This window comes from Azospirillum sp. TSH58 (assembly GCF_003119115.1).
In the GTDB taxonomy this organism is placed as follows: domain Bacteria; phylum Pseudomonadota; class Alphaproteobacteria; order Azospirillales; family Azospirillaceae; genus Azospirillum.
In genome coordinates this window covers 629,931-655,316 of the sequence record NZ_CP022367.1, presented here as the reverse complement: position 1 = coordinate 655,316, position 25,386 = coordinate 629,931, and the positions used below count along the sequence as shown (strand labels likewise).

At 69.5% G+C, this 25,386-nt stretch carries 22 protein-coding genes and 1 pseudogene; 12 read left to right on the top strand and 11 right to left on the bottom strand.

The window, feature by feature from the left end; genetic code table 11:
- Positions 1–11 precede the first annotated feature (11 nt).
- On the top strand, positions 12–431 hold the full coding sequence (gene cueR / locus TSH58p_RS24580; RefSeq protein WP_162600093.1) for a Cu(I)-responsive transcriptional regulator: 420 nt from the start codon (positions 12–14) through the stop codon (positions 429–431).
- Positions 432–440: 9 nt separating this feature from the next.
- Here cueR and TSH58p_RS24575 read toward each other — a convergent pair.
- The 3 genes and pseudogenes from TSH58p_RS24575 to TSH58p_RS24565 form a co-directional block, all read right to left on the bottom strand.
- Positions 441–1,249, bottom strand: a pseudogene (locus TSH58p_RS24575) (IS5 family transposase).
- Between the two features lie 179 nt (positions 1,250–1,428).
- Positions 1,429–2,430 carry an NAD-dependent epimerase/dehydratase family protein gene (locus TSH58p_RS24570; protein WP_109072556.1) on the bottom strand — a complete coding sequence of 334 codons (1,002 nt, stop codon included), beginning with the start codon at positions 2,428–2,430 and terminating at the stop codon, positions 1,429–1,431.
- Between the two features lie 18 nt (positions 2,431–2,448).
- The gene (locus tag TSH58p_RS24565) at positions 2,449–3,084 is read right to left on the bottom strand and encodes an ABC transporter substrate-binding protein (protein ID WP_109072555.1); all 636 of its coding nucleotides are present in this window, start codon (positions 3,082–3,084) and stop codon (positions 2,449–2,451) included.
- 207 nt (positions 3,085–3,291) lie between these two features.
- Between TSH58p_RS24565 and TSH58p_RS24560 the strand changes: the two genes are divergently transcribed.
- Both TSH58p_RS24560 and TSH58p_RS24555 read left to right on the top strand, forming a co-directional pair.
- Positions 3,292–4,386 carry a sulfotransferase gene (locus TSH58p_RS24560; RefSeq protein ID WP_109072554.1) on the top strand — a complete coding sequence of 365 codons (1,095 nt, stop codon included), beginning with the start codon at positions 3,292–3,294 and terminating at the stop codon, positions 4,384–4,386.
- Between the two features lie 187 nt (positions 4,387–4,573).
- Positions 4,574–5,590 carry an SMP-30/gluconolactonase/LRE family protein gene (locus TSH58p_RS24555; protein WP_109072553.1) on the top strand — a complete coding sequence of 339 codons (1,017 nt, stop codon included), beginning with the start codon at positions 4,574–4,576 and terminating at the stop codon, positions 5,588–5,590.
- Here TSH58p_RS24555 and TSH58p_RS24550 read toward each other — a convergent pair.
- A complete protein-coding gene (locus tag TSH58p_RS24550; RefSeq protein WP_109072552.1) occupies positions 5,502–8,189 on the bottom strand; it encodes an MMPL family transporter in 2,688 nt (895 codons plus the stop codon). The genes TSH58p_RS24555 and TSH58p_RS24550 overlap by 89 nt on opposite strands.
- A 172-nt stretch (positions 8,190–8,361) precedes the next feature.
- On the opposite strand from TSH58p_RS24550, the gene shc reads away from it, so the two are divergent.
- Genes shc through TSH58p_RS24535 form a run of 3 tightly spaced genes read left to right on the top strand, consistent with a single transcriptional unit; the run spans position 8,362 to position 11,410 of the window.
- Positions 8,362–10,293: a squalene--hopene cyclase gene (gene shc / locus TSH58p_RS24545; protein ID WP_109072551.1), complete on the top strand. Its 1,932-nt coding sequence runs from the start codon at positions 8,362–8,364 to the stop codon at positions 10,291–10,293.
- A 4-nt stretch (positions 10,294–10,297) separates the two neighbouring features.
- The gene (locus tag TSH58p_RS24540) at positions 10,298–10,696 is read left to right on the top strand and encodes a DUF2141 domain-containing protein (RefSeq protein WP_247874287.1); all 399 of its coding nucleotides are present in this window, start codon (positions 10,298–10,300) and stop codon (positions 10,694–10,696) included.
- A 9-nt stretch (positions 10,697–10,705) separates the two neighbouring features.
- On the top strand, positions 10,706–11,410 hold the full coding sequence (locus tag TSH58p_RS24535) for a hypothetical protein (protein ID WP_146205974.1): 705 nt from the start codon (positions 10,706–10,708) through the stop codon (positions 11,408–11,410).
- Here TSH58p_RS24535 and hpnH read toward each other — a convergent pair.
- Complete coding sequence (gene hpnH / locus TSH58p_RS24530; RefSeq protein WP_109072549.1) at positions 11,351–12,478, bottom strand: adenosyl-hopene transferase HpnH; 1,128 nt, start codon at positions 12,476–12,478, stop codon at positions 11,351–11,353. The genes TSH58p_RS24535 and hpnH overlap by 60 nt on opposite strands.
- A gap of 255 nt (positions 12,479–12,733) precedes the next feature.
- Positions 12,734–13,351 carry a hydrolase gene (locus tag TSH58p_RS24525; protein ID WP_109072548.1) on the bottom strand — a complete coding sequence of 206 codons (618 nt, stop codon included), beginning with the start codon at positions 13,349–13,351 and terminating at the stop codon, positions 12,734–12,736.
- 306 nt (positions 13,352–13,657) lie between these two features.
- Here TSH58p_RS24525 and TSH58p_RS24520 point away from each other — a divergent pair, with 306 nt between their 5' ends.
- From TSH58p_RS24520 to TSH58p_RS24500, 5 genes are all read left to right on the top strand, one after another.
- Positions 13,658–14,092 carry a response regulator gene (locus tag TSH58p_RS24520; protein WP_109072557.1) on the top strand — a complete coding sequence of 145 codons (435 nt, stop codon included), beginning with the start codon at positions 13,658–13,660 and terminating at the stop codon, positions 14,090–14,092.
- Positions 14,093–14,221: 129 nt separating this feature from the next.
- Positions 14,222–15,334, top strand: a complete 1,113-nt coding sequence (locus TSH58p_RS24515) for a B12-binding domain-containing protein (RefSeq protein WP_109072547.1) — start codon at positions 14,222–14,224, stop codon at positions 15,332–15,334.
- 52 nt (positions 15,335–15,386) lie between these two features.
- Positions 15,387–16,571, top strand: a complete 1,185-nt coding sequence (locus TSH58p_RS24510; protein WP_109072546.1) for a sensor histidine kinase KdpD — start codon at positions 15,387–15,389, stop codon at positions 16,569–16,571.
- 133 nt (positions 16,572–16,704) lie between these two features.
- The gene (locus TSH58p_RS24505; protein ID WP_109072545.1) at positions 16,705–17,397 is read left to right on the top strand and encodes an exopolysaccharide biosynthesis protein; all 693 of its coding nucleotides are present in this window, start codon (positions 16,705–16,707) and stop codon (positions 17,395–17,397) included.
- Positions 17,398–17,423: 26 nt separating this feature from the next.
- A complete protein-coding gene (locus TSH58p_RS24500; protein WP_109072544.1) occupies positions 17,424–18,737 on the top strand; it encodes a hemolysin family protein in 1,314 nt (437 codons plus the stop codon).
- A 223-nt stretch (positions 18,738–18,960) separates the two neighbouring features.
- Here TSH58p_RS24500 and TSH58p_RS24495 read toward each other — a convergent pair whose 3' ends face one another.
- Together TSH58p_RS24495 and TSH58p_RS24490 are read right to left on the bottom strand one after the other, a co-directional pair.
- On the bottom strand, positions 18,961–20,064 hold the full coding sequence (locus tag TSH58p_RS24495) for a hypothetical protein (RefSeq protein WP_109469529.1): 1,104 nt from the start codon (positions 20,062–20,064) through the stop codon (positions 18,961–18,963).
- Positions 20,065–20,130: 66 nt separating this feature from the next.
- A complete protein-coding gene (locus tag TSH58p_RS24490; protein WP_158282664.1) occupies positions 20,131–21,192 on the bottom strand; it encodes a hypothetical protein in 1,062 nt (353 codons plus the stop codon).
- A 247-nt stretch (positions 21,193–21,439) separates the two neighbouring features.
- Here TSH58p_RS24490 and TSH58p_RS24485 point away from each other — a divergent pair, with 247 nt between their 5' ends.
- Positions 21,440–21,880, top strand: coding sequence for a MarR family winged helix-turn-helix transcriptional regulator (locus tag TSH58p_RS24485; protein WP_109072541.1), 441 nt, complete (start codon positions 21,440–21,442; stop codon positions 21,878–21,880).
- Positions 21,881–21,882: 2 nt separating this feature from the next.
- Here TSH58p_RS24485 and TSH58p_RS24480 read toward each other — a convergent pair whose 3' ends face one another.
- From TSH58p_RS24480 to rodA, 3 genes are read right to left on the bottom strand one after another with little or no spacing between them, the layout of a single operon-like run.
- Positions 21,883–22,254: a response regulator gene (locus TSH58p_RS24480; RefSeq protein ID WP_109072540.1), complete on the bottom strand. Its 372-nt coding sequence runs from the start codon at positions 22,252–22,254 to the stop codon at positions 21,883–21,885.
- Entirely contained in the window at positions 22,251–24,110 is a 1,860-nt protein-coding gene (locus TSH58p_RS24475; RefSeq protein WP_109072539.1) for an ATP-binding protein, read from the bottom strand. The genes TSH58p_RS24480 and TSH58p_RS24475 overlap by 4 nt, the downstream gene beginning before the upstream one ends.
- Before the next feature lie 7 nt (positions 24,111–24,117).
- Complete coding sequence (gene rodA / locus TSH58p_RS24470; protein WP_109072538.1) at positions 24,118–25,290, bottom strand: rod shape-determining protein RodA; 1,173 nt, start codon at positions 25,288–25,290, stop codon at positions 24,118–24,120.
- Between the last annotated feature and the right edge of the window lie 96 nt (positions 25,291–25,386).

The following is a 25,386-nucleotide window of genomic DNA, read 5'->3' as shown; positions in this document are numbered from 1 at the left end:
GCATGGGCGGCATGACCATCGGGGACGCGGCGAAGGCGTCCGGCGTCAACGCCAAGCTGATCCGCTACTACGAATCGATCGGCCTGATCCCGGCGGCCGGACGAACCGCAGCGGGCTACCGGGTCTATTCGTCCAGCGACGTGAACGTCCTGCGCTTCGTCAAGCGGGCGCGGACGCTGGGCTTCAGCATCGAGCGCATCCAGATCCTGGTCGGGCTGTGGCAGGACCGCAGCCGCTCCAGCGCCGAGGTGAAGCGGGTGGCGCTCGACCATGTGGCGGAGCTGGAGGCCAAGATCGCCGAACTGCGGGCGATGAGCGACACGCTGACCCATCTGGCGCACGCCTGCCACGGCGACGAGCGGCCGGATTGCCCGATCCTGCGGGATCTGGAGGAGGGTGGGGGGATTTGTTGCCACGAGCCCCCGCCCTAGGTCCTGTTCTCAAACCCTGAGCCATAGTCGGATAGCCCCGATGTGGACCATGGCGAGGTAGTTGGCGGCGAGTTTCTCGTATCGGGTGGCGATGCGACGGAACTGTTTGAGGCGGTTGATCAGGCGCTCGATGGCGTTGCGGGAGCGATAGGCGGCCCAATCCACCAGAGCACAGGGCTTCTGGCTGGAGGGCTGTGGGATCACCGCCCCGATCCCGCGCCGACGCAGGTAGCGGCGGATGGCTTGGCTGGAGTAGGCGCGGTCAGCGACCACGCGCTCGGGTCTTTCCCGCGGTCGTCCACCTGCCACTCGGCGCACTGCGACCGCCTCCATCAGCACCGTCAACGCGCTCTGGTCGGCGGCTTGACCGGGGCTCAGCACGAAAGCGAGCGGTTGGCCGTGGCGGTCGGCGCGCAGGTGGATCTTGGTTGAGAAGCCGCCGCGCGAGCGGCCAAGCGCTTGGTTCAACTGCCCCCTTTTGCGCCGGCGGCGTGCTGGTGGGCGCGGACCATTGTGCTGTCGACTTGGTGCAGGCTCCAGTCCAACTTGCCGGCCTCATCCGCCTCGGCCTGAACCAGTTCCAACACGCGCTCCCATACCCCGGCCTTGCGCCAGCGGTAGAAGCGGTTGGCCGCCGTCTGCCAGGGACCGTACTCGGCCGGAAGATCGCGCCAGGGCGAGCCGGTGCGGTTCACCCACAGGATCGCCCGCACGGTGCGCTCCAGGTCCCGCGCCGGCCGGCCCGTCCACGGGCGTTCCGGCGGAAGCAACTCCAGCAAATGCTGAAGCTGCTCATCGCTCAGTTCAGATCGTGCCATCCCCCTTCAACAGGGCACAGCCAAACCCTCACAGCCTTTGAGAACAGAACCTAACTCCACCCCACGAGCCCCCTCCCTGACCCTCCCCCGCTTCGCAGGGGAGGGGGTAAGCTCCCTCTCCTGCGAAGCGGGGGAGGGAAGGGGCCCATGCGCAGCATGGGAAGGGTGGGGGCAAGCCGCTACCCCAACGCCGCCCTTAGACTCGCCTCCAGCGGCCGCACCGTATAGCCCAGCTCCCGCACCGCCTTGCCGCTGTCGAACCCGCCGCCGCCCAGCGCCAGCCGGACCCCGGTGACCGACGCGGTGGGCGGGCGGCCGGTCACATGGTCGGACAGCCATTCCTCCACCCGCGCGCCCGCCAGCGCCAGGGCGGGCGGCACGGAATGGCGGCGGAGCGGCACCCTGCCGCACAGCCGGTCGATCCGCTCCGCCAGATCGCCCAACCCGATGTCCTCTCCCCCCAGGATGTAGCGCTCCCCCAACCGCCCGCGCTCCGCGGCCAGGATCATCCCCTGCGCCACGTCGCGCACGTCCACGAGATTCAGCACGCAATCGAGGATCAGCCGTGGTCCGCCGCGCCGGAACAGGCGCAGCATGGCGTTCGGCGGGGTGGGCAGCCGGTCGCCGGGGCCGATGGGCGCCGTGGGATTGACGACGACCACCGGCAGACCCTGCGCGGCGGCGGCCAGCGCGTCCTTTTCCGCGAGATACTTTGACCGGCAATAGGGACCGGCCAGCGCCTCCAGCCCCGGATCGGCGCTCTCGTCCAGCCGTTGGGGCAGCCGTTGGGACAGCCGTTGGGGCAGCCGGCGGGGCGGCGGATGGCCGATCATCACGGCCTCGGTCGAGCAATGGACGAAGCGCCGCAACCCCGGCGCCCGCGCCGCCGCGTCCAGAACCACCCGCGTGCCCTGCCGGTTCACCCGGTCGAAGACGGTCGGATCGCGGTCCCACAGCGTGGCGACGGCGGCGAGGTGATGGACCCGCTCCACCCCCTCCAGCGCGCGGGCCACCGCCGCCGCGTCGAGGATGGAGCCGCGCCGGACCTCCACGTCCGGCGGCAGGCCGTCCGGCGGGTCCTGGAGGTCGAGGACGCGCACCCGCGCGCCGCGCGCCGCCAGCGCCGCCACCAGATGCCCGCCGATGAAGCCGCTGCCCCCGGTGACGAGGGTGATGCCCATGCGCCTACGCCCCCGCCTCTAGGCCCCGCCGAGGATGCGGTCGGCGTTGCTGTTCAGGTCGCGGGTCAGGGCGGCCAGCCCGCCGCCGCGCAGCGTGTTCTGGAACTCCGAGCGCTGGGTGGCGAGCTGGCTGACCGTGCCCTTCGCCAGCACGTCGAGGATGCGCCAGCGGTCGCCCTCCGGACGCAGCAGATAGCTCAGACGCACCGGCGCCTTGCCCGCGCGCACCAGATCGGTGTCGACCAGCAGCATCCCGCGCGGGGCGGGCCGCTCGCCGACGATCTCGAGCCGCTGGCCGTCGTAGCTGTCGAAACGGTCGACATACTGGGCGGCGCTGCGCCGGGCGAAGGCGTCCAGCGCCTGCCGCTTCTCCGGCTCCGCCGACTGGTCGAAATAGGGGGCGGCGGCGACGCGGAGCGCCGCTTCCAAATCGAAGGTGTCGAGCATCACCGGCAGGAAGCGCTGAAGCCGCGCCCGCGCCGGCTCCCGCCCCGCGGCCTCCCGCATCAGCGACAGGATGGCCTCGTTCAGCCGCGCCACCGTGGCGCGGGCGCCCGGCGTGTTGCCGGCTGCGGTGCCGGGGGCTTGCTGCGCCACGGCGGGGACCGGCAGCAGGCCAGCCGCCAGGACGGCCAGCGCGAGCGCGGCGCGCATCCATGTTCGGCGTGAGGAAGACCCAGTCATCGCGGTGCGCCCCGTCCTGTTCCGGCAAGAGTCGACGGAAAATCTGCCCGTTCGGGGCAGGCGGATTCAACCGTCCGTGTGGGATGTAACAGCGTCCGGCCCGGTCTATCCTCCTGCGCGACGCTGTCGAAGGGAGGTGTCCGGATGGGTGGATCGGCGAAGAGGGGAAGCGGATGGATGCCGATCCCGGACCATCCGCTGTATGGCTGCGACGCCGTCACGCTGCTGACCGTGCTGGCGCGCAACGGCGGGCCGCGGGGGCGCGGCTGGCCCACGGCGCTGGCGGCGTTGGCCTCGGCCATCGGGCGGGCGCCCTTCTCGCTGGCGGAGGCCGGTTGGGTGGCGGCGCGGCGCCGGAAGACCGCCGGCCTGCCGCCGCCGGTCTTCATCCTCGGCCACTGGCGCAGCGGCACGACCCATCTCTACAACGTGCTGAGCCGCGACCCGCAGTTCGGCATCATCGACCCCTTCGCGGTCGGCCTGCCCTGGGACATGCTGGGGTTGGGATCGGTCCTGCGGCCGTTGCTGGCCCGCGCCCTGCCGGAGCGGCGCTACATCGACAACGTGCCGGTCAAGGCCGACAGCCCGCAGGAGGACGAGATCGCGCTGGCGAACATGTCGCCGGTCTCCTTCTACCACGGGCTCTATTTCCCGGAGCGCTTCGACGAGAACCTGCGCCGCGGCCTCTACTTCGACGGCTGCACGGCGGCGGAGCGGGACGCCTGGAAGCGCCGCTTCCTCTATTTCCTGGAGAAGGTGTCGATCGCCCAGGGCGGACGCTGCATCCTGCTGAAGAACCCGGTCTACAGCGCGCGGGTCGCCATGATGCGGGAGATCTGGCCCGACGCGCGCTTCATCCACATCCACCGCGACCCGCGGGCGGTGTTCGTGTCCACGGTGGGCTTCTACCGGACTCTGCTGGCGCGTCTGGCGCTCCAGCCGCACGGGCACATCGACGTGGAGCGTGTGGTGCTGGACCACTACCCACGCATCATGCAAGCGCTGATCGACGACACCGCGGACCTGCCGGCGAACCGCTTCGCCGAAGTGCCCTTCGAGCGCTTCGAGCAAGCGCCGCTGGAGGAGGTGGAGCGGCTGTACCGGACGCTGGACCTGCCGGGATTCGCGGCGGCGCGGCCGAATTTCGAGGCGTATCTGGGGGCGGTGAGCGATTACGCGAAGAACCGCCACCGCCTGTCCGACGAGGGGCGGGAGCGGGTGGACCGCGAATGGGCGCCCTTCGTCGCGCGCTGGGGGGCCGGTGTGGCGTGAGGGGCGTTTGGCGTTGCGGAGTCTGGCCCCCACCCTGACCCTCCCCCGCTTCGCAGGGGAGGGAATGTGGCCCTCCCCTGCGAAGCTCTCGCGCAAACCAAAGGTTTGCGCTGACGCGTCAGGCGGACCAAAGGTCCGCCGAGAGCGGGGGAGGGAAGGGACCCACGCCGTGGGGAGGGTGGGGGCAATGACCCTTCTCCTCTTCACACTCCTGACCCATCCCGCTCAAGCCACCTGCCGCACCGTCTCCATCACCGCCAACGGCCACCCGGTCATCGGCATCGAGGACATGGCGCTCGACGCCGCGCGCGGGCAGGCGGTGCTGTCCGCTTACGACCGCCGGACCGGAACCGCGGGGGGGCTCTACCTGCTGACGCTGGACTCCCTCGACGCGCCAACGGTTGCCGCCGTCCCCCTCGCCACCGGCCTGCGCCCGGCGGGGATCGACCTGCGCGCGGAGCCGGACGGGTCGCGCTCCCTGCTCGCCATCAGCCGCCGGGAGGACGGGTCGGCCACGGTCGAGCGGTACCGCCTGGACGGCTCTGCCCTGACCCACCAAGGCACCATTGCCAGCCCTCTGCTCTGCCGGGGCAACGACGTCGCCTTCCTGGACGGCGACCGCTTCCTGTTCACCAGCAGCCACGGCGGCTGCGGCTGGGGGGCGGTGATCCGGGACAACGTCCTCGGCGGGCGCCACGGCTTCGTCGGCCTCGTCGAAAACGACGACGCCCGCGTCCTGATCGGCGGGATCGGCTTCGCCAACGGCCTGTTCGCCGACCCGAGCCACGACCGGCTGACCGTCGCCGCGACGCGGGAGGACGCGCTGCTCGTCTACCGCCTGTCCGACCCGCAGGCGCCGCCGCGGCGCATCGCCGTCCCCGGCGGGCCGGACAATCTGACGATGGCCCCGGACGGGCGGCTGCTGGTGGCGCTTCACCCGTCGCCGTTCCGGCTGGCGCTGCACCGCTACGGCTGGCCGGGCGGGGCGGCGGCCCCGACCCGCATCGCGGCGCTCGGGCCCGCCGGGACGGAGGTCCTGCTCGACGAGGATGGTGAACGCTTCCCCGCCGCCACGGTCGCGCTGGGCTGGAACGGACGGCTGATCGCCGGGTCGGTCACCGCGCCGGGGCTGCTCGTCTGCGACGCAGCCGCCAGCGGTGCCACAGGATCATCAGCGCCGGCAGGACCACCAGCGACGAGATGACCGTGTAGGTGATCGACACCGCCAGCAGCACCCCCATGCTGGACAGCCCTCGGTGATTGGACAGCGCCAGCGTGGCGAAGGCGGTGCTGGTGGTCAGCGTGCTGACCAGGACGGCGCGCGGCGTGCTGGTCACCAGAAGCTCGATGCCGAAGGCGCTGTCCGACGCCCCCTCCCGCACCAGATCCTGCCCGCGCGTGACCATGTGGATGCTGCTCGACACGCCGAGCGCGAACAGCAGCGGAATGACGATCACGTTGGCGAAGTTGAAGGGGATGTCCAGCAGGCCGGCGGTCGCCATGGTCCACAGGGCGGCCAGGATCAGCGGCGCCAGGATCAGCACCATCCCGGTCACCGAGCGCTGCACGGCGACCAGCAGCAGCACCATCAGCACCAGCGTCAGCGCCGTCGCCTCCAGGAAGGAGGAGCCGACGACCCGCGCCGCCTCCGTCACCGTCACCGGGGCGCCGGTGGCGTTGGGCGCCACGGCCAGCACCGCGTCGGCGAAGTCGGCCATCGCGCGGCTGTCGGAAATGTCGTGGGTGGGCAGCACCTCGACGCGGGCGCGCCCGTCCGTGGCGATCCAGCGGGCCTTCAGGCTGTCCGGCACGTCGGCGGCGGTGACCGGCTGCTCGACCGCCATGCCCTCGCGCAGCCGGTCGAGCAGCGGCGGCACGCCCCCGGTCAGGGCCGCGTCGAGCGTGGCGAGCCTTGCCGGCTGGATGCGGGCCAGGGCGTTGCCGAAACCCTGCACGGCGGCGCGCATCTCGGGTGGACCGTCGCGCTTGTCCGCCAGATAGCCCTCCAGCACCGTCTTCAGCGTGGTGAAGGCCCGTTCCAGCCCGCCCTGGTCCAGCGCCGCCGAGGTGGCCGGCGCGGCGAGGCTGGGGCCGAGCAGCAGCGACATGTCCGCCAGGATGGGCAGCTTGGCCTCCTGGTCCTTGGGAATGAAGCTGGCGAAGGTGCGCACGCCGCCCGACTCCGGCAGCGCGCGCAGCCGGTCGGCCAGCGCCTGCGCCGCCGCGAGGTCCGGCGTCAGGATGTTGACGGAATAGGGCGAGGTGCGCGGGGTGACGGCCAGATCGCGGTAGGTGGCGACGGCCTCCGTCCGCTCGTCCTGCAGGTTCAGCGGGTTGACGTCCAGCCGCACCAGGGGCAGCGCCGCCATGGACAGGACGGCGCTGGCCCCGGCCAAGGCGAGGATCGCGCGGTGGTGGCGGGTGACCCAGCCGGCGAAGCCGCGGTCCTCGCGCTCCGGCGCCGGGACGCCGGGGCCGGGGCGCAGCAGGACGATCAGGGCGGGCAGAAGGCTCAGGCTGATGAGCAGGGCGACCACCATGCCGACGGCGGAGATGATGCCGAACTCCGCCAGCCCCAGATAGGCGGTCGGCACGAAGGACAGGAAGCCGATGATGGCGCACAGGGTGCTGAGCACCAGCGCCGGCCCCACCGCCCGGACCGCTTCGATGGCGGCGGCCAGGGGCGGCAGGCCGCGTCTCAGCTCCTCCTGGTAGCGCAGGCCGAGGTGCCCGCCGTAATCGTCGCCCAGCCCGAAGAACATCACCGCGCAGGTGACGGAGATCAGGTTCAGCCGCCCCACGGTCAGCGCCGCCGCACCGGCGCTCAGCGTCAGGCCCAGCAGCAGGACCACCATGATGCAGGCGATCAGCCGCCCCGACCGCATCCCGGCGATCAGCACCGCCGAAACCAGGATGAAGGACAGGATGGTGGCGACGCCGGCGCTGTTGGCGACCGTGTCCAGCTCCGTCTGGCGCAGCGGCACGGCGCCGGTGACGCGCATCTCCACCCCTTGGCCGACCGGCTCCGCCATCACCGCGCCGATGGCCTCGTGCACCGCGGTCACCGCGGGCCGGCCCCGCCCGAAGGAACTGTTGTCCAGGATGGGCCGGGCCAGGACGAAGCGGCGGTTGGCCGCCCGGTCCTCCTCCTCGGCGGCCTGCACCAGCCCGGTCCAGGACAGCGGCACGGGGCGGCCGTCCGCCACCGTCGCGGTGCTCACCGCCAGCCGGTTCAGCAGTTCGGTGGGGGTGGCCGGCGCGCCCTCGTCCGCGTGGGTCAGGATCAGGTCCAGCAGATCGGCCAGCCCCTGAAGGTTCGGGGCGGCGTTCAGCGCGCCCAGCGCCGCCTGCGCCCCGGCCAGCCGGGTGGCCAGATCCTGCAATTTTTCCGTGTCGAGAAAGAGCAGGCCGTACCGGTGGAAGTACGGATCGGCGGACGGCACCTCCACCGCCGACAGCACGTCCGTACGGGCGGACATGCGCTCCGCCAGACGTACGGCGGCGGCGTCCGACTGGTCGGGGGACGGGCTGTCCACCACCACGACGATCTGGTCGTCCGCGAAGGGAAAGGCCTGCCGGTACTCTTCCGTGTGCTGGCGGAAGGCGGTGTCCGGCGCGATCATGTCCGACGTGCTGGTGCTCATCGTCAGATTGTCGGCGGAATACCAGCCGGCCAGGACCGACAGCAGCACCCAGACGCCCAGGGTCACCTTCGGCCTTCGGCAGGACAGGGCGCCCAGGCCCCCGATCATGGCGCGGCCGAAGTCCGCCATCCGGTCCAGGACACCTTGCCGTTCTGTCACGCTGTACGTCTCCCTCGAAAGCGTACGCAGTCTGCCAGGACAACCTGTGGCACCCAACGTACGCTACTGTATGTTACTTCCAACGAATGGGCGAACCGCGGCACCTCGTTACCCTGATACCTCCACCCCCAACACCTCCACCATGGGACACCGGGGCAAAGCGGGAGCGCCGATGAAAGACCACAACGCAAGCACAACCTTGCGGGTCCACCGGGCCGAGCCGTCGGCCAAGGCCGTGAGCGACGCCGTGGCCGAGGCCACGGACGCCCTGATCCGCCGCCAGCAGGCCGATGGCCATTGGGTGTTCGAGCTGGAGGCCGACGCCACCATCCCGTCCGAATATCTGCTGCTGCACCACATCCTCGACGAGATCGATCCGGAGCTGGAAGCCGGTCTGGCGGCCTTCATCCGCGGGCGGCAGGGCAGGGACGGCGGATGGCCGCTGTTCTTCGGCGGCGCCATGGACATCAGCTGCAGCGTGAAGGCCTATTTCGCGTTGAAGGCCGCGGGGGACAGCCCCGACGCGCCGCACATGCGCCGCGCCCGCGAGGCGATCCTGGCGCGCGGCGGGGCGGCGCGCTGCAACGTCTTCACCCGCATCCTGCTGGCCCAGTTCGGGCAGATTCCCTGGCGGGCGGTGCCGGCGATGCCGGTGGAGGTGATGAACCTGCCGCCCTGGTCGCCCTTCCACATTTCCCGCATCTCCTACTGGTCGCGGACGGTGGTGGTGCCGCTGCTCGTCGTCATGGCGCACCGGCTGCGCGCCCGCAACCCGCGCGGCATCGACATCGCGGAGCTGTTCACCGAGCCGCCGGAGCAGGTGCGCAACTGGCACAGCAACACCAGCCGCGGCGGCTGGGCCACGCTCTTTCGCGCGCTCGACGCGGCGCTGCACGCGGTGGAGCCGCGCCTTCCGGCCAACGGGCGCCAGACGGCCATCGACCGCGCCGTGCGCTTCGTGAGCGAGCGGCTGAACGGGGAGGACGGGCTGGGCGCCATCTTCCCGGCGATGGTCAACGCCGTGTTGATGTTCCATTGCCTGGGCGTGCCGCCCGACCATCCCGACGCGGCGACGGCGCGCCGCGCGTTGCGCGGGCTGGTGGTGCGCCAGCCGGGGCGCATCTATTGCCAGCCCTGCCTGTCGCCGGTCTGGGACACCGCGATCATCTGCAACGCCCTGCTGGAGACCGGAAGCCCGCTGGCCCGCGCCGCGGCCCGGCGCGGCGCGGACTGGCTGATCGACCGCCAGATCCTGGACGTCGAGGGCGATTGGGCGTGGCAGCGGCCGGGGCTGGCGTCGGGCGGCTGGGCCTTCCAGTACAACAACGCCCATTACCCGGACACCGACGACACCGCCATGGTGGTGATGGCCCTGCAACGGCTGGACGCCGACCGCTATGGCGAACCGATCCGCCGCGCGCGGGACTGGATCGTCGGGATGCAGAGCCGCAACGGCGGCTGGGGCGCCTTCGACGCCGAGAACCAGCACGACTTCCTGAATCACATCCCCTTCGCCGACCACGGCGCCCTGCTCGATCCGCCGACCTCCGACGTGACGGCACGCTGCGTCATGATGCTGGCCCGGCTGGGCGAGGGGCGCGACACCCTGCCGACCCGCCGCGGCCTGACCTTCCTGGAGCGCGAGCAGGAGAGCGACGGCGCCTGGTTCGGGCGTTGGGGCACCAACTACGTCTACGGCACCTGGTCGGCGCTGGAGGCGCTGAACGCCGCCGGGGTGCCGCACACGGCACCGGCGGTCCAGCGCGCCGCGCAGTGGCTGCTGGCGCACCAGCGCGCGGACGGCGGCTGGGGCGAGGATGGCGCCAGCTATTGGGCCGGCAACCCCCGCGGCGAGGGACCGGTCTCCACCGCCTCGCAGACCGCCTGGGCGCTGCTGGGGCTGATGGCGGCGGGCAAGGGCAACCACCCGGCGGTGGACCGCGGCGTGGACTATCTGCTGTCGGCCCGCGACGCCGAGGGGCTGTGGAGCGAGGAGCCCTTCACCGCCGTCGGGTTCCCGCGCGTCTTCTACCTGAAGTACCACGGCTACGCGGCGAGCTTCCCGCTGTGGGCGCTGGCCCGCTACCGGGCCCTGAGGACGTGATGGGGTGGAGGTGAGGGCAGCGGCGGTTCTGGCCGCGGCGCTGACCGTGACCGTCCAGGGCGTGCGCAACGGCGAGGGGCAGGTCGTCCTCGCCGTCTGCGAGGAGGCGGCCTACCCGGCGGGACGCTGCGCCTTCCGGGTCACCGCCCCGGCGGTCGAGGGGGCGGTGCGCATCGCCGTGCCCGACGTGCCGCCGGGGACCTACGCGCTGCGCGCCTATCACGACGAGAACGGCAATGGGCAGTTGGACCGCAACCTTCTCGGCGTGCCGCGGGAGGGCTTCGCCTTCGGCAACGACGCCCCCGTGCTCCTGGCGCCGCCGAGCTTCCGCGACGCCGCCGTGACGGTGGGGGAGGATGGCCTCGAAACGGTGTTGACGCTGCGTTACTGGACATCGCCGTAGGGAGGCGTCATGACCGCAGCGATCCTTACCGGCATGAAACTGGAAGCCCGTCTGGCCCGGCGCAGCGGGCTGACCGTCGCCTGCGCCACCGGGGATGCCGCGGCGACGGTGGCGGCGCATCGCTTGCTGGAGGGGGGCGCCTGCGGGATCGTCAGCTTCGGCATCGCGGGCGGCCTGGCGGCCGATTTGCGGCCCGGCTCGCTGGTCCTGGCGAGCGCCGTCGTCGATGAGGACGGCGCCGTCTACGAGGCGTGCCGGGCCTGGAACGACCGCCTGCGCCACGCCCTGCCGCAGACCCGGCCCGGTGTGGTGGCCGGCGCCCGGATGCCGGCGGCGACGGTGGGGGACAAGGCGCGGCTGCGGGCGCTGACCGGCGCCGTGGCGGTCGATCTGGAGAGCCTTGCCGTCGCGCGGGCCTGCCAGGCCTGGGGGCGGCCCTTCGCCGTGCTGCGCGCGGTCGCCGACCCGGCATGGCGGGCGCTGCCCAGGGCGGCCCTGGCCGGTCTGGACGGGGCGGGGCGCATGGCCCCCGGCGCCGTGCTGGCCCGGCTGGCCGCCGACCCCCGCGACCTCGTCGCGCTGGGCCGGCTGGCCTGGGACCTCGGCAAAGCCCTGGCGTCACTGCGCAGGGCCGCCAAGGCCGTTCCCGACGATTTACTCGGCGGCGGTCCGCTCGGCCTCGATCCGTCGGAGCGTGTCCGCGACGTGGCGTGAGAAGACCTCCTCCGCCGGGCGCTGGTGGTCCAGCGGGATTTCCGGAGCCATCGGCCCCTCCGTGCGCGGCCCGCGCAGGCTGACCGCGAGCGCCGCCAGAGGGTTGCGCAGCGTGTCCTCGACCGCGGTCGGCTCATAGCCGCTGTGGACCATGCAGTCGGCGCATTTCTCGTAATTGCCGGTGCCGTAGGCGTCCCAGTCCGTCTCCTCCATCAGCGCCTTGAAGGTCGGGGCGTAGCCCTCGCCCAGCAGGTAGCAGGGGCGCTGCCAGCCGAAGACGTTGCGCGTCGGGTTGCCCCAGGGCGCGCAACGGTAGCTGCGGTTGCCGGCGAGGAAGTCCAGGAACAGGGACGATTGCGAAAAGCGCCATTTTTTGCCGCGGCCCCGCGCGAAGACGTCGCGGAACAGCTCCTTGGTCTTGCGGCGGTTCAGGAAATGCTCCTGGTCCGGCGCGCGCTCGTAGGCGTAGCCGGGGGACACGGTGACGGCGTCGATGCCGGCGGCCATGGCCTCGTCGAAGAAGGCGGCGACCTTCTCGGGCTCCGCCCCGTCGAACAGGGTGCAATTGATGTTGACGCGGAAGCCGCGCGCCTTGGCGGCGCGGATCGCCGCGACGGCGCGGTCGTAGACGCCCGGCTGGCAGACCGCCCTGTCATGCTCCTCCCGCCCGCCGTCGAGATGGACCGACCACGTGAAGAAGGGGCTGGGGGTGAAGCGGTCGAGCCGCTTTTCCATCAGCAGGGCGTTGGTGCACAGATAGACGAACTTGCGCCGGGCCACGATGCCGGCGGCGATGGTGTGGATCTCGGGGTGCAGCAGCGGCTCCCCGCCGGCGATGGACACCACCGGGGCGCCGCATTCGTCGACCGCGCCCAGCGCCTCCTCCACCGACAGGCGGCGGCGCAGGATCGGGTCGGGATAGTCGATCTTGCCGCAGCCCGCGCAGGCGAGGTTGCAGCGGAACAGCGGCTCCATCATGAGAACCAGCGGGAAGCGCCGTCTGCCGCTGAGGCGTTGGCGCATGACATAGGCGCCGACCAGCGCCGCCTGGATCGCGGGAACGGCCATGGCTAAGCCAATCCCCGTCCATCATGGATCGCCGTCTGGTGGATCGCCGTCATGCGCTCATCCCTGAAATTGCGTCGCGCTCCAGTGTGGAGCGTCCGGGAACGCACGGCAGGTAGGTTACTGTATGATACTTGCCGTGCGTGGCGCGGTACGGCGGCGCGCCGGCCCCCGTACGTTTCCTAATGGCGGGTCGAACGCGGCATGAGGCGTACGGGCACGCGTACGGCCCCTTCGGCGCCGGTCCTGGCGCAAATGTTAAGGCTGCGGCGTCCTGCGCTTGTTTCGCGTGGGCTTGGCCTTTTGGGATTTGGCTTTCTGAGGCTGGGCGAGGTGCTTCAACTCCTCGTACCGGTCCAGGAAAAGGGTGTAGGCGCGGTCGGGACCGACCGGGACGATCCTGTCCGGGTGGGCGGGCGGCAGATGCCCCCAATCCAGCCAGGCGGGCGGCAGGAGATCGCGCAGTTCCGTCGCCATGCAGACGAGGTCGGCCTGCTTGATGGCCGGCGCCTCGTCATCGAAGCCGAACCAGTGGCGCAGCGCGTCCTTGACCGGATGGAGCCGCTGTTTGACGTAGTCGCGGTCGAGCATCACCTTCACCGGCGACGGCCAGTCGCCGAGGAACTCCTCGCAATCGTGCATCAGGGCCGAATAGGCCAGGGGCGGCGGCACGAGACGCGACACCATCACCGAATGCTCGGCCACCGAATACCAGGGCCGGGCGGCGCCGCCCCAGCGCGGCTGCGACGACAGGCACTGGGCGATGTCCGCGATGGGCATGCCCGTGGCGTCCGGCGTCAGCAGATCGAGAACGAAGCCGGACGGCATCAGGATGGCGGTGCGTCCGTCCGGTCTCTTGAGAAGGTCGAGTTGCATGATGGATGGCTGTTCCGAAACCGCAGGTGGGGTGCAGGGCTGTTCCCAAGGGGCGTCACCGGCCGTCGCCCCCGATCATTGACTCGGTCGTTGACCTCGGCGGGTTTAGCAGATCGCGGGCGGCGCGGACAACGGACCCCCGGCGCACGGCCGCGATCGGCCACGACAGGGCGCCGCCAGCCCTTTCCTCAGGTTGCATAAATTACAAATTTTGCATCATTTACAGGCTTTTCCGGTCCTTCCCAGCGATGTAACGTGTGTCGGCGTTTCCCCAATGCAACGACACGGATAGGGATGGCCGCGCCGATGCTCAACGAACCTGCGAAGGATGGGCTGCCGAGCCGCAGCATCGCCGACCTGCGCGTCCTGCTGATCGAAGACGACGATTTCACCCGCCGGCTGATGAGCCGCCTGCTCCAGGATCTGAAGGTTCGCCACGTGTGGGAGGCGTCGGACGGCGTGTCGGCGCTGGCCATCCTGCGCGACCATCCGGAAAAGGTCGATCTCGCCATCTGCGACCTGGAGATGCCGCGGATGAGCGGGCTGGACCTGCTGCACGCGCTGCGGACGGCCACGGGCAACCCGCTGGCCGATCTTCCGGTGATCGTTCTGACCGCGCACCGCGAGGCGGACACCGTCAAGCGGGCCATCGCCTACGGCATTTCCGGCTATCTGGTGAAGCCGGTGTCGAAGGCCGACCTCCAGAAGCGGCTGACCTTCGTCCTTCAGAAAGGCCGCTGAAGGGCGTTCCGCAATCATAAGGCGTGATCGGTCGGAATCTGAACCATTCGGCACAGTCGGGCGTTGCAGGAACGGACGGGAGGGAGCACCTTCCTTCCGAACCGCCCCTCTGACCGGAGACGCCGTGCCATGCCGGGGACCGTCCGGCCCATTCCTGCTCCGCTGCGGATCGCCTCGAATCCCATCGTGGACCGCCGCGAGGAATTGGCGCGCGCGGTCGTGGCGATCCAGTTCGAGCGCTGGCCGGCGCTCTACGCCCGTTACGGCGAGGCCGGCCGGGAGCGCTGTGTCGAGGATGTCGGCTTCCACCTCCTTTATCTGGCGGAGGCGCAGGCGAGCGACAGCCCGGCGCTGTTCCGCGAGTATGTGGCCTGGGTCAAGATCCTTTTCGCCGGAATCGGCATCCCCGACGGAGAACTGGGCGAAAGCCTGGAAATCCTTCGCGACGTGGTGGCCGCCCGGGTCGATTCCGCCACGGCGGCGCGTGTCCGCGCGTGTGTGGAGCAGGGGCTGGCCGCATTGCCCGGCCTGCCACGGGACGTGCCGCCCTTCGTCCGGTCGGACGCGCCGCTCGGCGCGCTCGCGCGCTCCTATGTGGACGCGCTGCTGGCCGGCGACCGGCGCCGGGCGGCGGTGCTGGTGACGGAAGCCGCCGCCGGCGGGGCCAGGGTGCCCGATCTCTACCTGCATGTGTTCCAGCCGGCCCTGCGCGAGATCGGTCGGCTCTGGCAGACACGGGCGATCACCGTGGCGCACGAGCATTTCGCCACCGCCGCCACCCAGGCGATCATGGGCCAGCTCTACCCGGCGATCTTCGCCACGGAGCGGAGGGGCCTGTCCATGGTCGCCACCTGCGTCAGCGGGGAGCAGCACGAGATCGGCATCCGCATGGTCGCCGACTTCTTCGAGATGGCCGGCTGGGACAGCCATTACCTTGGCGCCAACACGCCCGCGACCAGCATCATCCACACGCTGCGGGAACGGAACGCCCGGATTCTGGCGGTGTCCGCCACCATCACCGCCCATGTCGGGCGGGTCGCCGCCCTCATCGCCGCGGTGCGCGCCGAACCATGGGAACAGCCGCCGCACGTGCTGGTCGGCGGTTACCCCTTCAACCTCGTTCCGGACCTGTGGAAGACGGTCGGCGCCGACGCCTTCGCCCCCGGCGCCGAGGAGGCGGTCGCCATCGCGGAGCGGCTGATCGGCCCGGCGGCCCCGGACCGCGCCGCCGGTGTGGCGTGACGGGTTTGGTGGGACGGGCATGGCGTGATGTGTGCGGCTTGAGGGAGAGGGCATGGACGGGCTGGTCCTGACCTGCGATCACGACGGGCGTCTGCGCGCCCTGCACCGGGTGGGCGCCGGACTGCCGGGATTGACCGGAAAGCCGGGCACCCCCTTTCCGGTGCTGTTCGGACCGGACGCGGTGGCGGGCGCGCTGGACCTGTTCACCGGCTTGCGGAAGTCCGGCCGGGTGATCGACCAGCCCCTGTCCAGCCGGCTCGATCCCATGGGGGCTTTCCATGTCAGCGGGCTCAGCGACGCGGAGGGGCTGCTGTTGGCGGTGGCGCGGGCACCCGGCGGGCTCCCGGCCCTGCTTGAGGAGATGGAGGCGCTGAACCCGCGGCTGGCCCAACGGCTCGCTCCGCTCCGGACGGGGGTGCCGGGGCCGGAGGTTCCCACCGTGGACGCGCTGTTCGACGAAATGACCCTCCTCAACAACGAACTCGCCACCGTCCAGCGGGCGCTCGCCAAGGCCAACGCCGAGCTGGCCGCCAGCAACGAGCAGAAGAACCGGCTGATGGGCATGCTGGCCCACGATCTGCGCACGCCGCTCCAGGTCGTCGTCGGTTTCGCGGAGTTGCTGGAGCAGCGGCTGGACAGGCGGCTGGAGGCGACGGAGCGCGCCTGCCTGGAGCGCATCCGGGAATCCAGCCTGTCCATGCGCCACATGGTGGAGGACGCGCTGTCCCTGGCGGCCCTCCAGGCCGGGCAGCTCCGGCTGGCGCGGCGACCGTCCGATCTGGTGGCGCTGGTCCGGCGGAACGTCTCGATGAACCGCGTGTTGGCCGAGGGCAAGTCCATCACCATCGAGCTGTCCGTGCCCGAACACCCGTTGCCCATGGCCGACATCGACCCGGCCAAGCTGGATCAGCTTCTCAACAACCTCCTGTCGAACGCCATCAAATATTCCGACCGCGGCGGACGGGTCCGTGTCGCCCTGAGCGAGGCGGGCGGCCGGGCGCGCCTGCGCGTGTCCGACGACGGGCGGGGCATTCCCACGGCTGAGTTGACCCAGCTCTTCCAGCCCTTCGCCCGCACCGGCCGGCTGGGCACCGAGGGGGAGGGGACGGTCGGCCTCGGCCTCTACATCTGCCGGTCCATCGTGGAGGGGCATGACGGGCGCATCACCGCCGATTCGGCGCCGGGGCGCGGCTCGACCTTCACCGTGGATCTGCCATTGGTGGCATCATCCCCTTGAGAAACGGCGCATTCCACAGATGGGCTGGCGCGCCGACCGGCGATGCTGTAAAAGGAATCCCTACGATGTTGCGACGCGAAAGGTCCATGGGTTTACCCTTCCGCCGTTTCGGGCGGCCTCCGTGGGGAGCGCCGTGAGCGACGGCCGACCTCCCGACACGTCCCTGGACCGTCAGGCTCCGGAGGACGTTGACCGCGGCGATGCCGCGACCACCGGCTCCCCGCCGGTGAACCCCGCTTCGGCGGTGCTGGACGATTTCCTGAACCACGATCACGGTGCGCGGATCGCGCTGGGCGACCTCGTGGGCATTCTGGGCGACCGCGCCTTCGGCGCCCTGCTTCTGATCCTGTCCATTCCGAACATCCTGCCGGTGCCGGGCCTGTCCACAGCGACGGGCCTGCCGATGCTGCTGATCGGCGCGCAGATCGCCGCCGGGCGCGACCGCCCCTGGCTGCCGCGCCGGCTGGCCGCCCTCACGCTCGACCGCGACGCCTTCCTGCGCGTGATCGCGAAGGCGAAGCCGCACGTCGACCGGCTTGAGCGGCATCTGCGCCCGCGCCTGCCGGCGATGACCGCCCCCACGGCGGAGCGGCTGCTCGGCGTGGCCGTGATGATCCTGGCCGGAGTCCTGGCCCTCCCCATCGTTTTCGGCAACCAGCCGCCGGCCTTCGCCATCGCGCTGATCGCGCTGGGGCTGATCGAGAAGGATGGGGCCTTCGTCGTCGCCGGCCTCGTCGCCGGTCTGATCGCCATCGTCATCGTTGCTGCCGTCCTGTTCGGTTTCGGGCAGGCCGGCATGCTGATCTTCGACAAACTGTCTTCATAAAAGGGAGCGCCCGCGGGCTCGACGCCATGATTTGGGAAGTTCTGGTCATCATATTGCTGATCCTGCTGAACGCCTTTTTCGCGATGTCGGAAATGGCGCTGGTGTCGTCGCGACGCGCGCGGCTTCAGCAGATGGCCGAGGAAACACGCAGCAAGGGCGCCCGCGCCGCGCTGAAACTGTCGGAGGACCCCGGCAACTTCCTCTCCACCGTGCAGGTCGGCATCACGCTGATCGGCATCATCGCCGGCGCCTATGGCGGCGCGACCCTGGCCGACCGTCTGGGCTCCGTCCTGGACGCCAACGTCTCCTGGATCGCCCCCTACGGACAGCAGGTCGGCTTCGCGCTGGTCGTCGCGGCGATCACCTACCTGTCGCTGATCGTCGGCGAGCTGGTGCCCAAGCGCATGGCGCTGGTGAACGCGGAGCGCATCGCCGCCGGCGTGGCCGGTCCGATGAGCGTCCTGTCGCGCATCGCCATGCCGCTGGTCTGGCTGCTCGGCGTCTCGACCGAGGGCCTGATGAAGCTGCTGCGCCTGCCCACCGCGCGCGAGCAGACCGTCACCGAGGAGGAGGTCAAGAGCCTCATCAAGGAGGGCACCCAGACCGGCGTCTTCGAGCCGGCCGAGCGGCAGATGATCGAGGGCGTGTTCCGCCTGTCCGACCGCACCGCGCGGTCGATCATGACGCCGCGCCCGGACCTCGTGTGGATCGACCTCAACGACCCGCCCGACGCCATCGCCAAGGAGATCCAGGCCAGCGGCTATTCCCGCTTCCTGGTCTGCCGCGGCGACGTGGACGAGGTGCAGGGCATCGTGTCCAGCAAGGCGCTGCTCAACCAGGCGCTCCAGGGCCGCAGCTTCGACCTGCGCGAGGCCATGGTGGAGCCGCTGATCGTCCATGACGGCACCCCCGTCCTGCGGCTGCTGGAGCTGTTCAAGCAGGCCAGCATCCACATGGCCGTGGTGGTGGACGAGTATGGCAGCGTCGAGGGCATCGCCACCGTGACCGACATCATGGAGGCCATCGCCGGCGAGCTGCCCGAACAGGGGCAGGAAGGCGACGGATTCGCGGTCCAGCGCGAGGACGGCTCCTGGCTGGTGGACGGCATGACCCCGGTGGAGGAGGTGGAATCGCTGGTCGGCGTGAGGGGGCTGAAGGGCGAGGGCGACTACCACACCATCGCCGGCTTCATGCTCGACCGGCTGGGCCATGTCCCCACCGCCGCGGAGCATTTCCGCTGGAACGGCCTGCGCTTCGAGGTCGTCGACATGGACGGCCGCCGCATCGACAAGGTGCTGATCCAGAACCAGGACGAAAGCGCGGTGCGCACGGACGCGTGACGCGGTGCGCACGTCGCCCCGACCTGCATGGCCATGACCGGCGTGCATGGCCCGACAGAAGCGTGGGATGTGAAGGGGGGATTGGCGGCGGGGGAGCGTCAGACCCCAGCCGGTTCGACCGTCCGAATTCCTTCGCCCACTCGAATCCGGCCGGTCGCGACGCCCATGACGGGGCGTCGTACGCCGCCTCCCCGGTATCGTTTTTGTTCTGTGAACGGCGTCGTCACCTCAGCGTCGCGTAGAAGGCGCAGTTGCCGACATAGCTGGTTCGCAGCGCGGGAGGCAGGAGTTCCTTGAGCGCTGGAGACTGTGCCTTCAGGAGGTTCCGCATCGCCAGCTTCTGTTCGCATGACAGTTGGCTGTTCTGATACACGAGATCGAGAATGCCGAGGCCCTCGTTGAAGCCGGCTTTCAAGGGGTCCGCGCCATCCCTCATCGCGGCCGTCGCGGCGGCCGCGTGTCCGCTGATGGCGGCCGTGACCAGGACGAGGTGGAAGGCCTTGTCCTTCTCCGAAAGCCACTTGCTGCGATCATCATAATCCATGATCTCCGCCGTCTTGGCCTGTTCCGCCGACAGGCATTTCACCATCCTGTGCGCGGGATGCGCCGGTCGGCCGTCATATTCGAGGTGCTGATCCAGCGTTGCGTCGGAGCGGTTGTATTTCATGCGGAATTTAATCTTCGGGAAATTCTCGACGATGAACACGACGTTTCCGTCGCCCTCGTCCACATACTTTCCCAGGTAACCACCCATCAGATACGCTTCGCGGGGCGTCCGCCGCGCATCGCTCATGCCGTCGCTGATCACCTGGAGGAACTCACCCGGACGGTGGATCGTGTAGATCGTCCGTCCGCAGATCGTGCTGCCCCTGCTCCAAGCGCCCTCGATCGCCTTGATGGAGAGGGAGCCTTCGACCCCCGCTGGCGGCGTCCTGCTGGCGATGGCCCGGCCGTTGGTGGCGGACTCCCGGAAATCCTGCGGACGCACAGTCACAAGCACCTCGGCGTGCCGCCCTTTCAGGCGATCCGGTCCTCTCAGATGCTTGCAGGTCCTGAAGGTCTGGATGAGAGACTGGGCAACGCTGCGGTAGATCGGATCGGCCATCGCGCTGCGGTCGACGAGCGATATGCCGGAATAGTTCCCCTCCTCGTCAAAGAAGAGGCGGGCCGGGATCGACCGGCCGTTGAGCTTGGCGAGTTCGCCCGCGCTCCAGCAATCGGCGAGATTCCCCGTCAGTTCGGTCATCTCGGTCTGGGTGAGCGGGGTGGCTGCGTCCTGCGCCTTCACGGGGGTGGTGAATGCCACCAGATACAGCAGAGACGCCAACAACGCTGTCTTCAAAATCACCTCCAAGGCCGCGCAATGTTCCAAGCCTGACCGGCTTGGCCGGCGTCACTGCCGGCTCACATCGATGCATTGTTTCAGCGCGCCGGCAAAAACCTCCTCCATGCCGGGAAGTTTGAACTCCAGGCTGGTGGAGGCAAGAATCCCCGTCCCGGTCATTGCCCGGACCTGTCGGTCGACGATGTCCGCCATTTGATTGCAGACCTGCATGCACATGAAGTTGCCGCCGGTTTCGCATTGCTTGTGGACGCCGAGAATCCGGATGTACGTCTTCTTCGGATAAAGCCCGAGGGCCACCATCGAGCGCCACTCGGCCTGGGCTTTTTCCTTCTGAGCGCGGCAATCGGTGTCGGCCATGCACCGTTCATGGGCTTCCTTCGCGCGCTTCTGTCGAGCGATCTCCTCCTGGCGAAGCTTCTCCTGCTGCGCCATCTTCCGGCGGGCCTCCTCTTCGGCTTGCCGGGCCTTCTCCCGCTCGGCGGCGAGGCGGGCCTCCTCTTGCCGGGCGAGCGCGGCGTTCCGGTCGGCGATCTGCCGCTTGCACTCCTTCACGTTGCCTTCCAATGCCGCCACCTTGTCTTGCTGCACATAGGCGTCAAGATCGCCGACGCACCGCCGCTCCTCGGCGCTCGCCGCGGCATACAGGCGCTTGGCATCATCGTAGGTTTTCAGCGCGCCGTTGAACTCGCCATATATTGTCTGCCTCAAATCATTTGAGTTGTATTGTGCCGGATTGCTTCGCGAGTTCTTGTCGATGTCGTTGAACTTGACGCGTGCGTTCTGGAAAATTACCTTCGCGGTCCGGGATGATATGCTGCGCTGACCGACCGCCGCGGCCAGCGCGTTGGTGAACGCCACCATTTCGTCCTGGATCGACTGCAACGTGGGATTGGCATTTCCCGGCATAAACTCACGGAGATTGGCGGTGTAGCATTGTGCGAAGCTGACAAAGTCCGGGCCGCCGTGGCTTTCGCACAGCATGATCATCTCACCGACGCTTGCGTAGTTCCTCGCCGAAACGTTGCCCGTCGTGCACAGCGTCATCGCCGAGCCGAGGGCCATCGCGCCCACGATCCGCGCCGCGGTCCAAAAGTTCCCTGTTGCTGCCATGGTCGCGGATCTCACCTGATCGAATCGTTGCGCGTTGTCGGGACGAGTGCGGGACGCCCGGAACAGTGGAAGCGGCCGGACGGTCGGATGAATGCCACCCGGCGTCCGGCCATATAGGAAGCACTGCTTAGAAAATTATGCTAAGCAGTGATGCATTAATGGGTCGTTAAAGGGCGGGCGGTGGCGCCTTCGGCGGAACGCGGCTATTGTCGCCATCAGCGGTTCGGAACGGATTCAGACAGGCGCAATGGTCCAAAAACTGTCGATGACGGGGTTGGCGACGGTCGTGGAGAACACATCGCGGTTGCTGCACGCATCAGGGCATGCGGAGGGGCTGTACCCGGCCCAATGGGTGGCCCTGCGCTATTTTGTCGAGGCGCCGGAGGCGCAGCGCACCGCATCGGCGCTGGCGCGCTATCAGGATCTGGCGATCGCCAGCGTGGCGCGCACCGTCGTTACCCTGGTCGACAAGGGCTTGCTGAACAAGCGCTCCAACCCGCGCGACGCGCGGGCGGATCTGTTGGAATTGACGGACAAGGGCCGGGATCTGCTGAAGCATGACCCGCGCCAGGTGCTGGAGCGCGCGCTCGCGGAAATGCCGGACGAGGAAGCGGAGGTCTATGCCCGTGCGGCGACGCGACTCCTGCAACGTCTCTTGGAGTTGCGGCAGGGAAAGGCCGACGCGTGATTTTAGCGAGCGGCGTCGCGCTGCCGGATCGCGGCGATCAGATCGTCGTTGTCGAACGGCTTGTAGAACACCTGATCGGCCCCCCACGTCCGCGCCATCGCCGCCGTGCTTTCGATGGGAATGCGGGCTGCTCCACCCGTAATGATAAAGACGGGTGTTTGCGGGCTGATGTCGCGCATCCTCTGCAGCAGATCGATGCCGTTCAAGCGCGGCATCCACACGTCCGCCACAATGAAATTGAAAGCCTCCGATTGCAATTTGGCAAGCGCGACTTCGCCATCGGGCGCTTCGTCAACATCGTATCCGGCGTCTTCCAGGCTGGCGCGGAGCGAGTAGCGGACGTTCTCGGCGTCGTCGACGATCAATATCTTCATAGACTTCCCGCTCGGCAGTGCTCCGCAAGGGTTAGCACGAAGCGAGCCCCTTGGGGAGCCTGCGTCACGAGGCGGATGCCGCTGCCGCGCCGAAGCAGCAGATCCTGCACCACGGCCAGACCGAGCCCCGTTCCCTGCCCGTGGGGCTTGGTGGTGAAGAAGGGCTCCATGACGCGCTCCGCATCCGGGGCAGGGATGCCCGGGCCGTCATCCTCGGCCGTCATGGTCACAAATCCGCCGGCGGGCCGCCCGATGCGGATGCGCAAATGGCCTCTCTGGCCGGTGGCGTCCAGCGCGTTGACGGCGAGGTTGGTCACGATCTGCCCGATCTCCGTCCGGGTCAGGCGGACCGAAACCTCGGGCGCTTCGCTGGTCAGGGTGATGGTGAAGGTGGGCGGCAGGGTGGCGTCCAGAAGGGCGGTCACGTCGCGCACCGCGGACACCAGTTCCGCTCCCTCCTCGTCGTGGTCGCTGCCGCGGGCGAAGGACAGGACCTGCCGCACCAGCGCGGCGGCGCTGCGGGCGCTGTCCTCGATGATGGCCAGCGCGCGGCCCAGCCGCTCCGGACGGGTCGTCGCATCCGTTCGCGCCTGCCGGCTGAGGTTGAGGACCGGATGGAGCAGGTTGTTCAATTCATGGGCCATGCCGCCGGCGATCTCTCCGATGGCGACCATGCGGCGCTGGTGCTGCTCCGCCCGCTCGTTCCGGCGCTGCTCCGTCACGTCCTGGACGATGGCGATCATCGCCCCGCCCGATGGCGAGGCGGAGGCCGGCTTGACCGTCCAGGCCAGCGTCCGGCCGCCCCGCTCCACATCCTCCTCCAAGCCCTGACCGTGCGCCAAGCGGCGAGCGACGGGGGTGATGTCGGGTTCGAAGCGCCGGAAGGTGGCGTTGGCGAAGGCAACCCTCACCCCGGCGTCCCGTTGCCGCTCCAGCAGGGCGATGCCCAGCGGCGCCTCCTCGATGGCGCGCACCAGTTGCGCGTTACGCCCGAGCAGCTCCATGCGCGTGCTGCCCAGGGCCCCCAGGAGCAGCCCCGTCGCTCCGGCGGCCAGCATGAAGACCTGAAGATCGACGGCTTCAGCGGGGGTTAGCGTCCCATGCATCGTCAGCACGAGCCCGCCGTTGGTCAGGAAGGCGGTCAGCGTGGAGGCGGCGAACCCCCACAGGAAGCCCGCCGTGGCGATGGGCAGGATGAGCAGGAAGAACGCGCTGGCCGGCGTGGCCATCCGGTCGTGCGTCAACGACCAGGCCAGCAATCCGGCGGCGCTGAGCACGGCCGCCCGCAGCACCGTGCCCACGCCCGGCGACAGCCAGCGGTCCGCCCCGCCGGGCGACAGGCCGATCCGACGGAAGACGGCCAGGAACACGGGTGTGCCGAGCAGAAGCCCCGACAGGTCGCCCAGCCAATAGGCGAAATCCACGTTGCCGGCGATGGTGATGCGCTGCGCCGTGATGGCCTGCACCGCCGCGGTGGAGAGGACGAGCAGGAGGGAGACGGCGGCCAGCGCCGCGACCATGAAGACACCGATGCCCTTCGCGCTTCCGAAGACGTCGCCTCCCGGCCACCGCCGCAGGGCAAGCCCGGTGGCGCCCACCACGAGCGCCTGCGGGATGATCAGCAGGCTGAAGCCGTTCACCGTCCCGTAGACAAGCAGGTCGGACGGGAGGAGGAGAAAGGGAAGGGCGGTCCAGCCGCCGTGCAGCACGAACGCCAGCATCAGCCCGATGGGCGGGTACCAGGCGCTTGCGTTGGGCGCCACCTCGAATAGTCCGGCGGCCCGGTACAGGATGACCTTGAGCACGAGGTAGAGAAGGACGGCCGGCAGCAGGCGGCCGAAGCGCGGACGGCTCATGGCGGCGTCACAATTCGGTGACGCCGCTCTTCGGGATGCGGACCTCGCGGTGGACCGACATGCTGAGCAGAAGCCCCACGCCGATCATCAGCGTCATCATCGCCGACCCGCCGTAGGACACCAGCGGCAGCGGGATGCCCACCACCGGGATCAGGCCGGTGACCATCGACACGTTGACCATCACGTAGAGGAAGAACTGCGCGGTCATGCCGACCGCCACCAGCCGGGCGAACTGGCTGCGGCAGCTCAGCGCGATGACCACGCCGTAGATGAACAGCATCAGGTACAGCGCCAGCAGGATCAGCGCGCCGACCATCCCGAACTCCTCCGCCAGCACGACGAAGATGAAGTCGGTGTGCTTCTCCGGCAGGAACATCAGCTGGCTCTGCGAACCGGACATGAAGCCCTTGCCGAACAGCCCGCCCGACCCCAGGGCGATCTTCGACTGGAGGATGTTGTAGCCGGCGCCCAGCGGGTCGGTCTCCGGGTCGAGGAAGGTGTAGACCCGCTGCTTCTGGTAATCATGCAGGAATTCCCAGGCGATGGGGATGGCCGACAGGCCGCCGCCGATGACCACCAGGAACTTCCAGATGCGCACCCCCGCGGCGAAGAAGACGGCGCCGCTGCCCATGATCAGCAGCAGCGAGGTGCCCAGGTTCGGCTGCATCAGCACCAGGGCCACCGGGGTGAAGACCAGCAGAAGCGGTGGGATCAGCAGCAGCGGGCGGCCGATCTGGTCCAGCGAGATGCCGTGGAAATAGCGGGCCAGCGCCAGGGTCAGCGCCGGCTTCATCAGCTCCGACGGCTGGAGCTGGAAGAATCCCAGGTCGATCCAGCGCTGGGCGCCCATGCCGATGCGGCCCATCAGCTCCACCGCGACCAGCAGGCAGAGCACGATCAGGAAGATGGCGTAGGCCGATTTCATCAGATGCCGCACATCGACCAGCGCGATCATCAGCATCAGGATCAGCCCGGGGACGGCGCGCACGAGCTGCGGCTGCGCCCAGGGCTTCCAATTGCCGCCGGCGGCCGAGTAGAGCAGGGCCACCCCGACCGACGTGATGATGCAGACCAGGAGCACCAGCCCCCAGTTGATCATGCGGAACTTGCTGCCGAGCGTCAGTTCCGGGCGCTGCGGGGCCAGCCCGCCCGACCCGTGGTTCGAAAGGACCGCGACCATGAGGAAACGTTCGTTGTGTCCGGGGGCATCCGTGCCGGAAGGGCAAGCGGCGGCGCCTTGCGCGGCGGATACTGCACCAGCGCCGCCCTCCGGTAA

Excerpts from the sequence above, each read along its gene's own strand:
- cueR (WP_162600093.1), top strand. The coding sequence starts at position 12 with ATGACCATCGGGGACGCGGCGAAGGCGTCCGGCGTCAACGCCAAGCTG.
- TSH58p_RS24570 (WP_109072556.1), bottom strand. The coding sequence starts at position 2,430 with ATGGGCATCACCCTCGTCACCGGGGGCAGCGGCTTCATCGGCGGGCAT.
- TSH58p_RS24565 (WP_109072555.1), bottom strand. The coding sequence starts at position 3,084 with ATGCGCGCCGCGCTCGCGCTGGCCGTCCTGGCGGCTGGCCTGCTGCCG.
- TSH58p_RS24560 (WP_109072554.1), top strand. The coding sequence starts at position 3,292 with ATGCCGATCCCGGACCATCCGCTGTATGGCTGCGACGCCGTCACGCTG.
- TSH58p_RS24555 (WP_109072553.1), top strand. The coding sequence starts at position 4,574 with ATGACCCTTCTCCTCTTCACACTCCTGACCCATCCCGCTCAAGCCACC.
- shc (WP_109072551.1), top strand. The coding sequence starts at position 8,362 with ATGAAAGACCACAACGCAAGCACAACCTTGCGGGTCCACCGGGCCGAG.
- TSH58p_RS24535 (WP_146205974.1), top strand. The coding sequence starts at position 10,706 with ATGACCGCAGCGATCCTTACCGGCATGAAACTGGAAGCCCGTCTGGCC.
- hpnH (WP_109072549.1), bottom strand. The coding sequence starts at position 12,478 with ATGGCCGTTCCCGCGATCCAGGCGGCGCTGGTCGGCGCCTATGTCATG.
- TSH58p_RS24525 (WP_109072548.1), bottom strand. The coding sequence starts at position 13,351 with ATGCAACTCGACCTTCTCAAGAGACCGGACGGACGCACCGCCATCCTG.
- TSH58p_RS24520 (WP_109072557.1), top strand. The coding sequence starts at position 13,658 with ATGCTCAACGAACCTGCGAAGGATGGGCTGCCGAGCCGCAGCATCGCC.
- TSH58p_RS24515 (WP_109072547.1), top strand. The coding sequence starts at position 14,222 with ATGCCGGGGACCGTCCGGCCCATTCCTGCTCCGCTGCGGATCGCCTCG.
- TSH58p_RS24510 (WP_109072546.1), top strand. The coding sequence starts at position 15,387 with ATGGACGGGCTGGTCCTGACCTGCGATCACGACGGGCGTCTGCGCGCC.
- TSH58p_RS24500 (WP_109072544.1), top strand. The coding sequence starts at position 17,424 with ATGATTTGGGAAGTTCTGGTCATCATATTGCTGATCCTGCTGAACGCC.
- TSH58p_RS24490 (WP_158282664.1), bottom strand. The coding sequence starts at position 21,192 with ATGGCAGCAACAGGGAACTTTTGGACCGCGGCGCGGATCGTGGGCGCG.
- TSH58p_RS24485 (WP_109072541.1), top strand. The coding sequence starts at position 21,440 with ATGGTCCAAAAACTGTCGATGACGGGGTTGGCGACGGTCGTGGAGAAC.
- TSH58p_RS24480 (WP_109072540.1), bottom strand. The coding sequence starts at position 22,254 with ATGAAGATATTGATCGTCGACGACGCCGAGAACGTCCGCTACTCGCTC.
- TSH58p_RS24475 (WP_109072539.1), bottom strand. The coding sequence starts at position 24,110 with ATGAGCCGTCCGCGCTTCGGCCGCCTGCTGCCGGCCGTCCTTCTCTAC.
- rodA (WP_109072538.1), bottom strand. The coding sequence starts at position 25,290 with ATGGTCGCGGTCCTTTCGAACCACGGGTCGGGCGGGCTGGCCCCGCAG.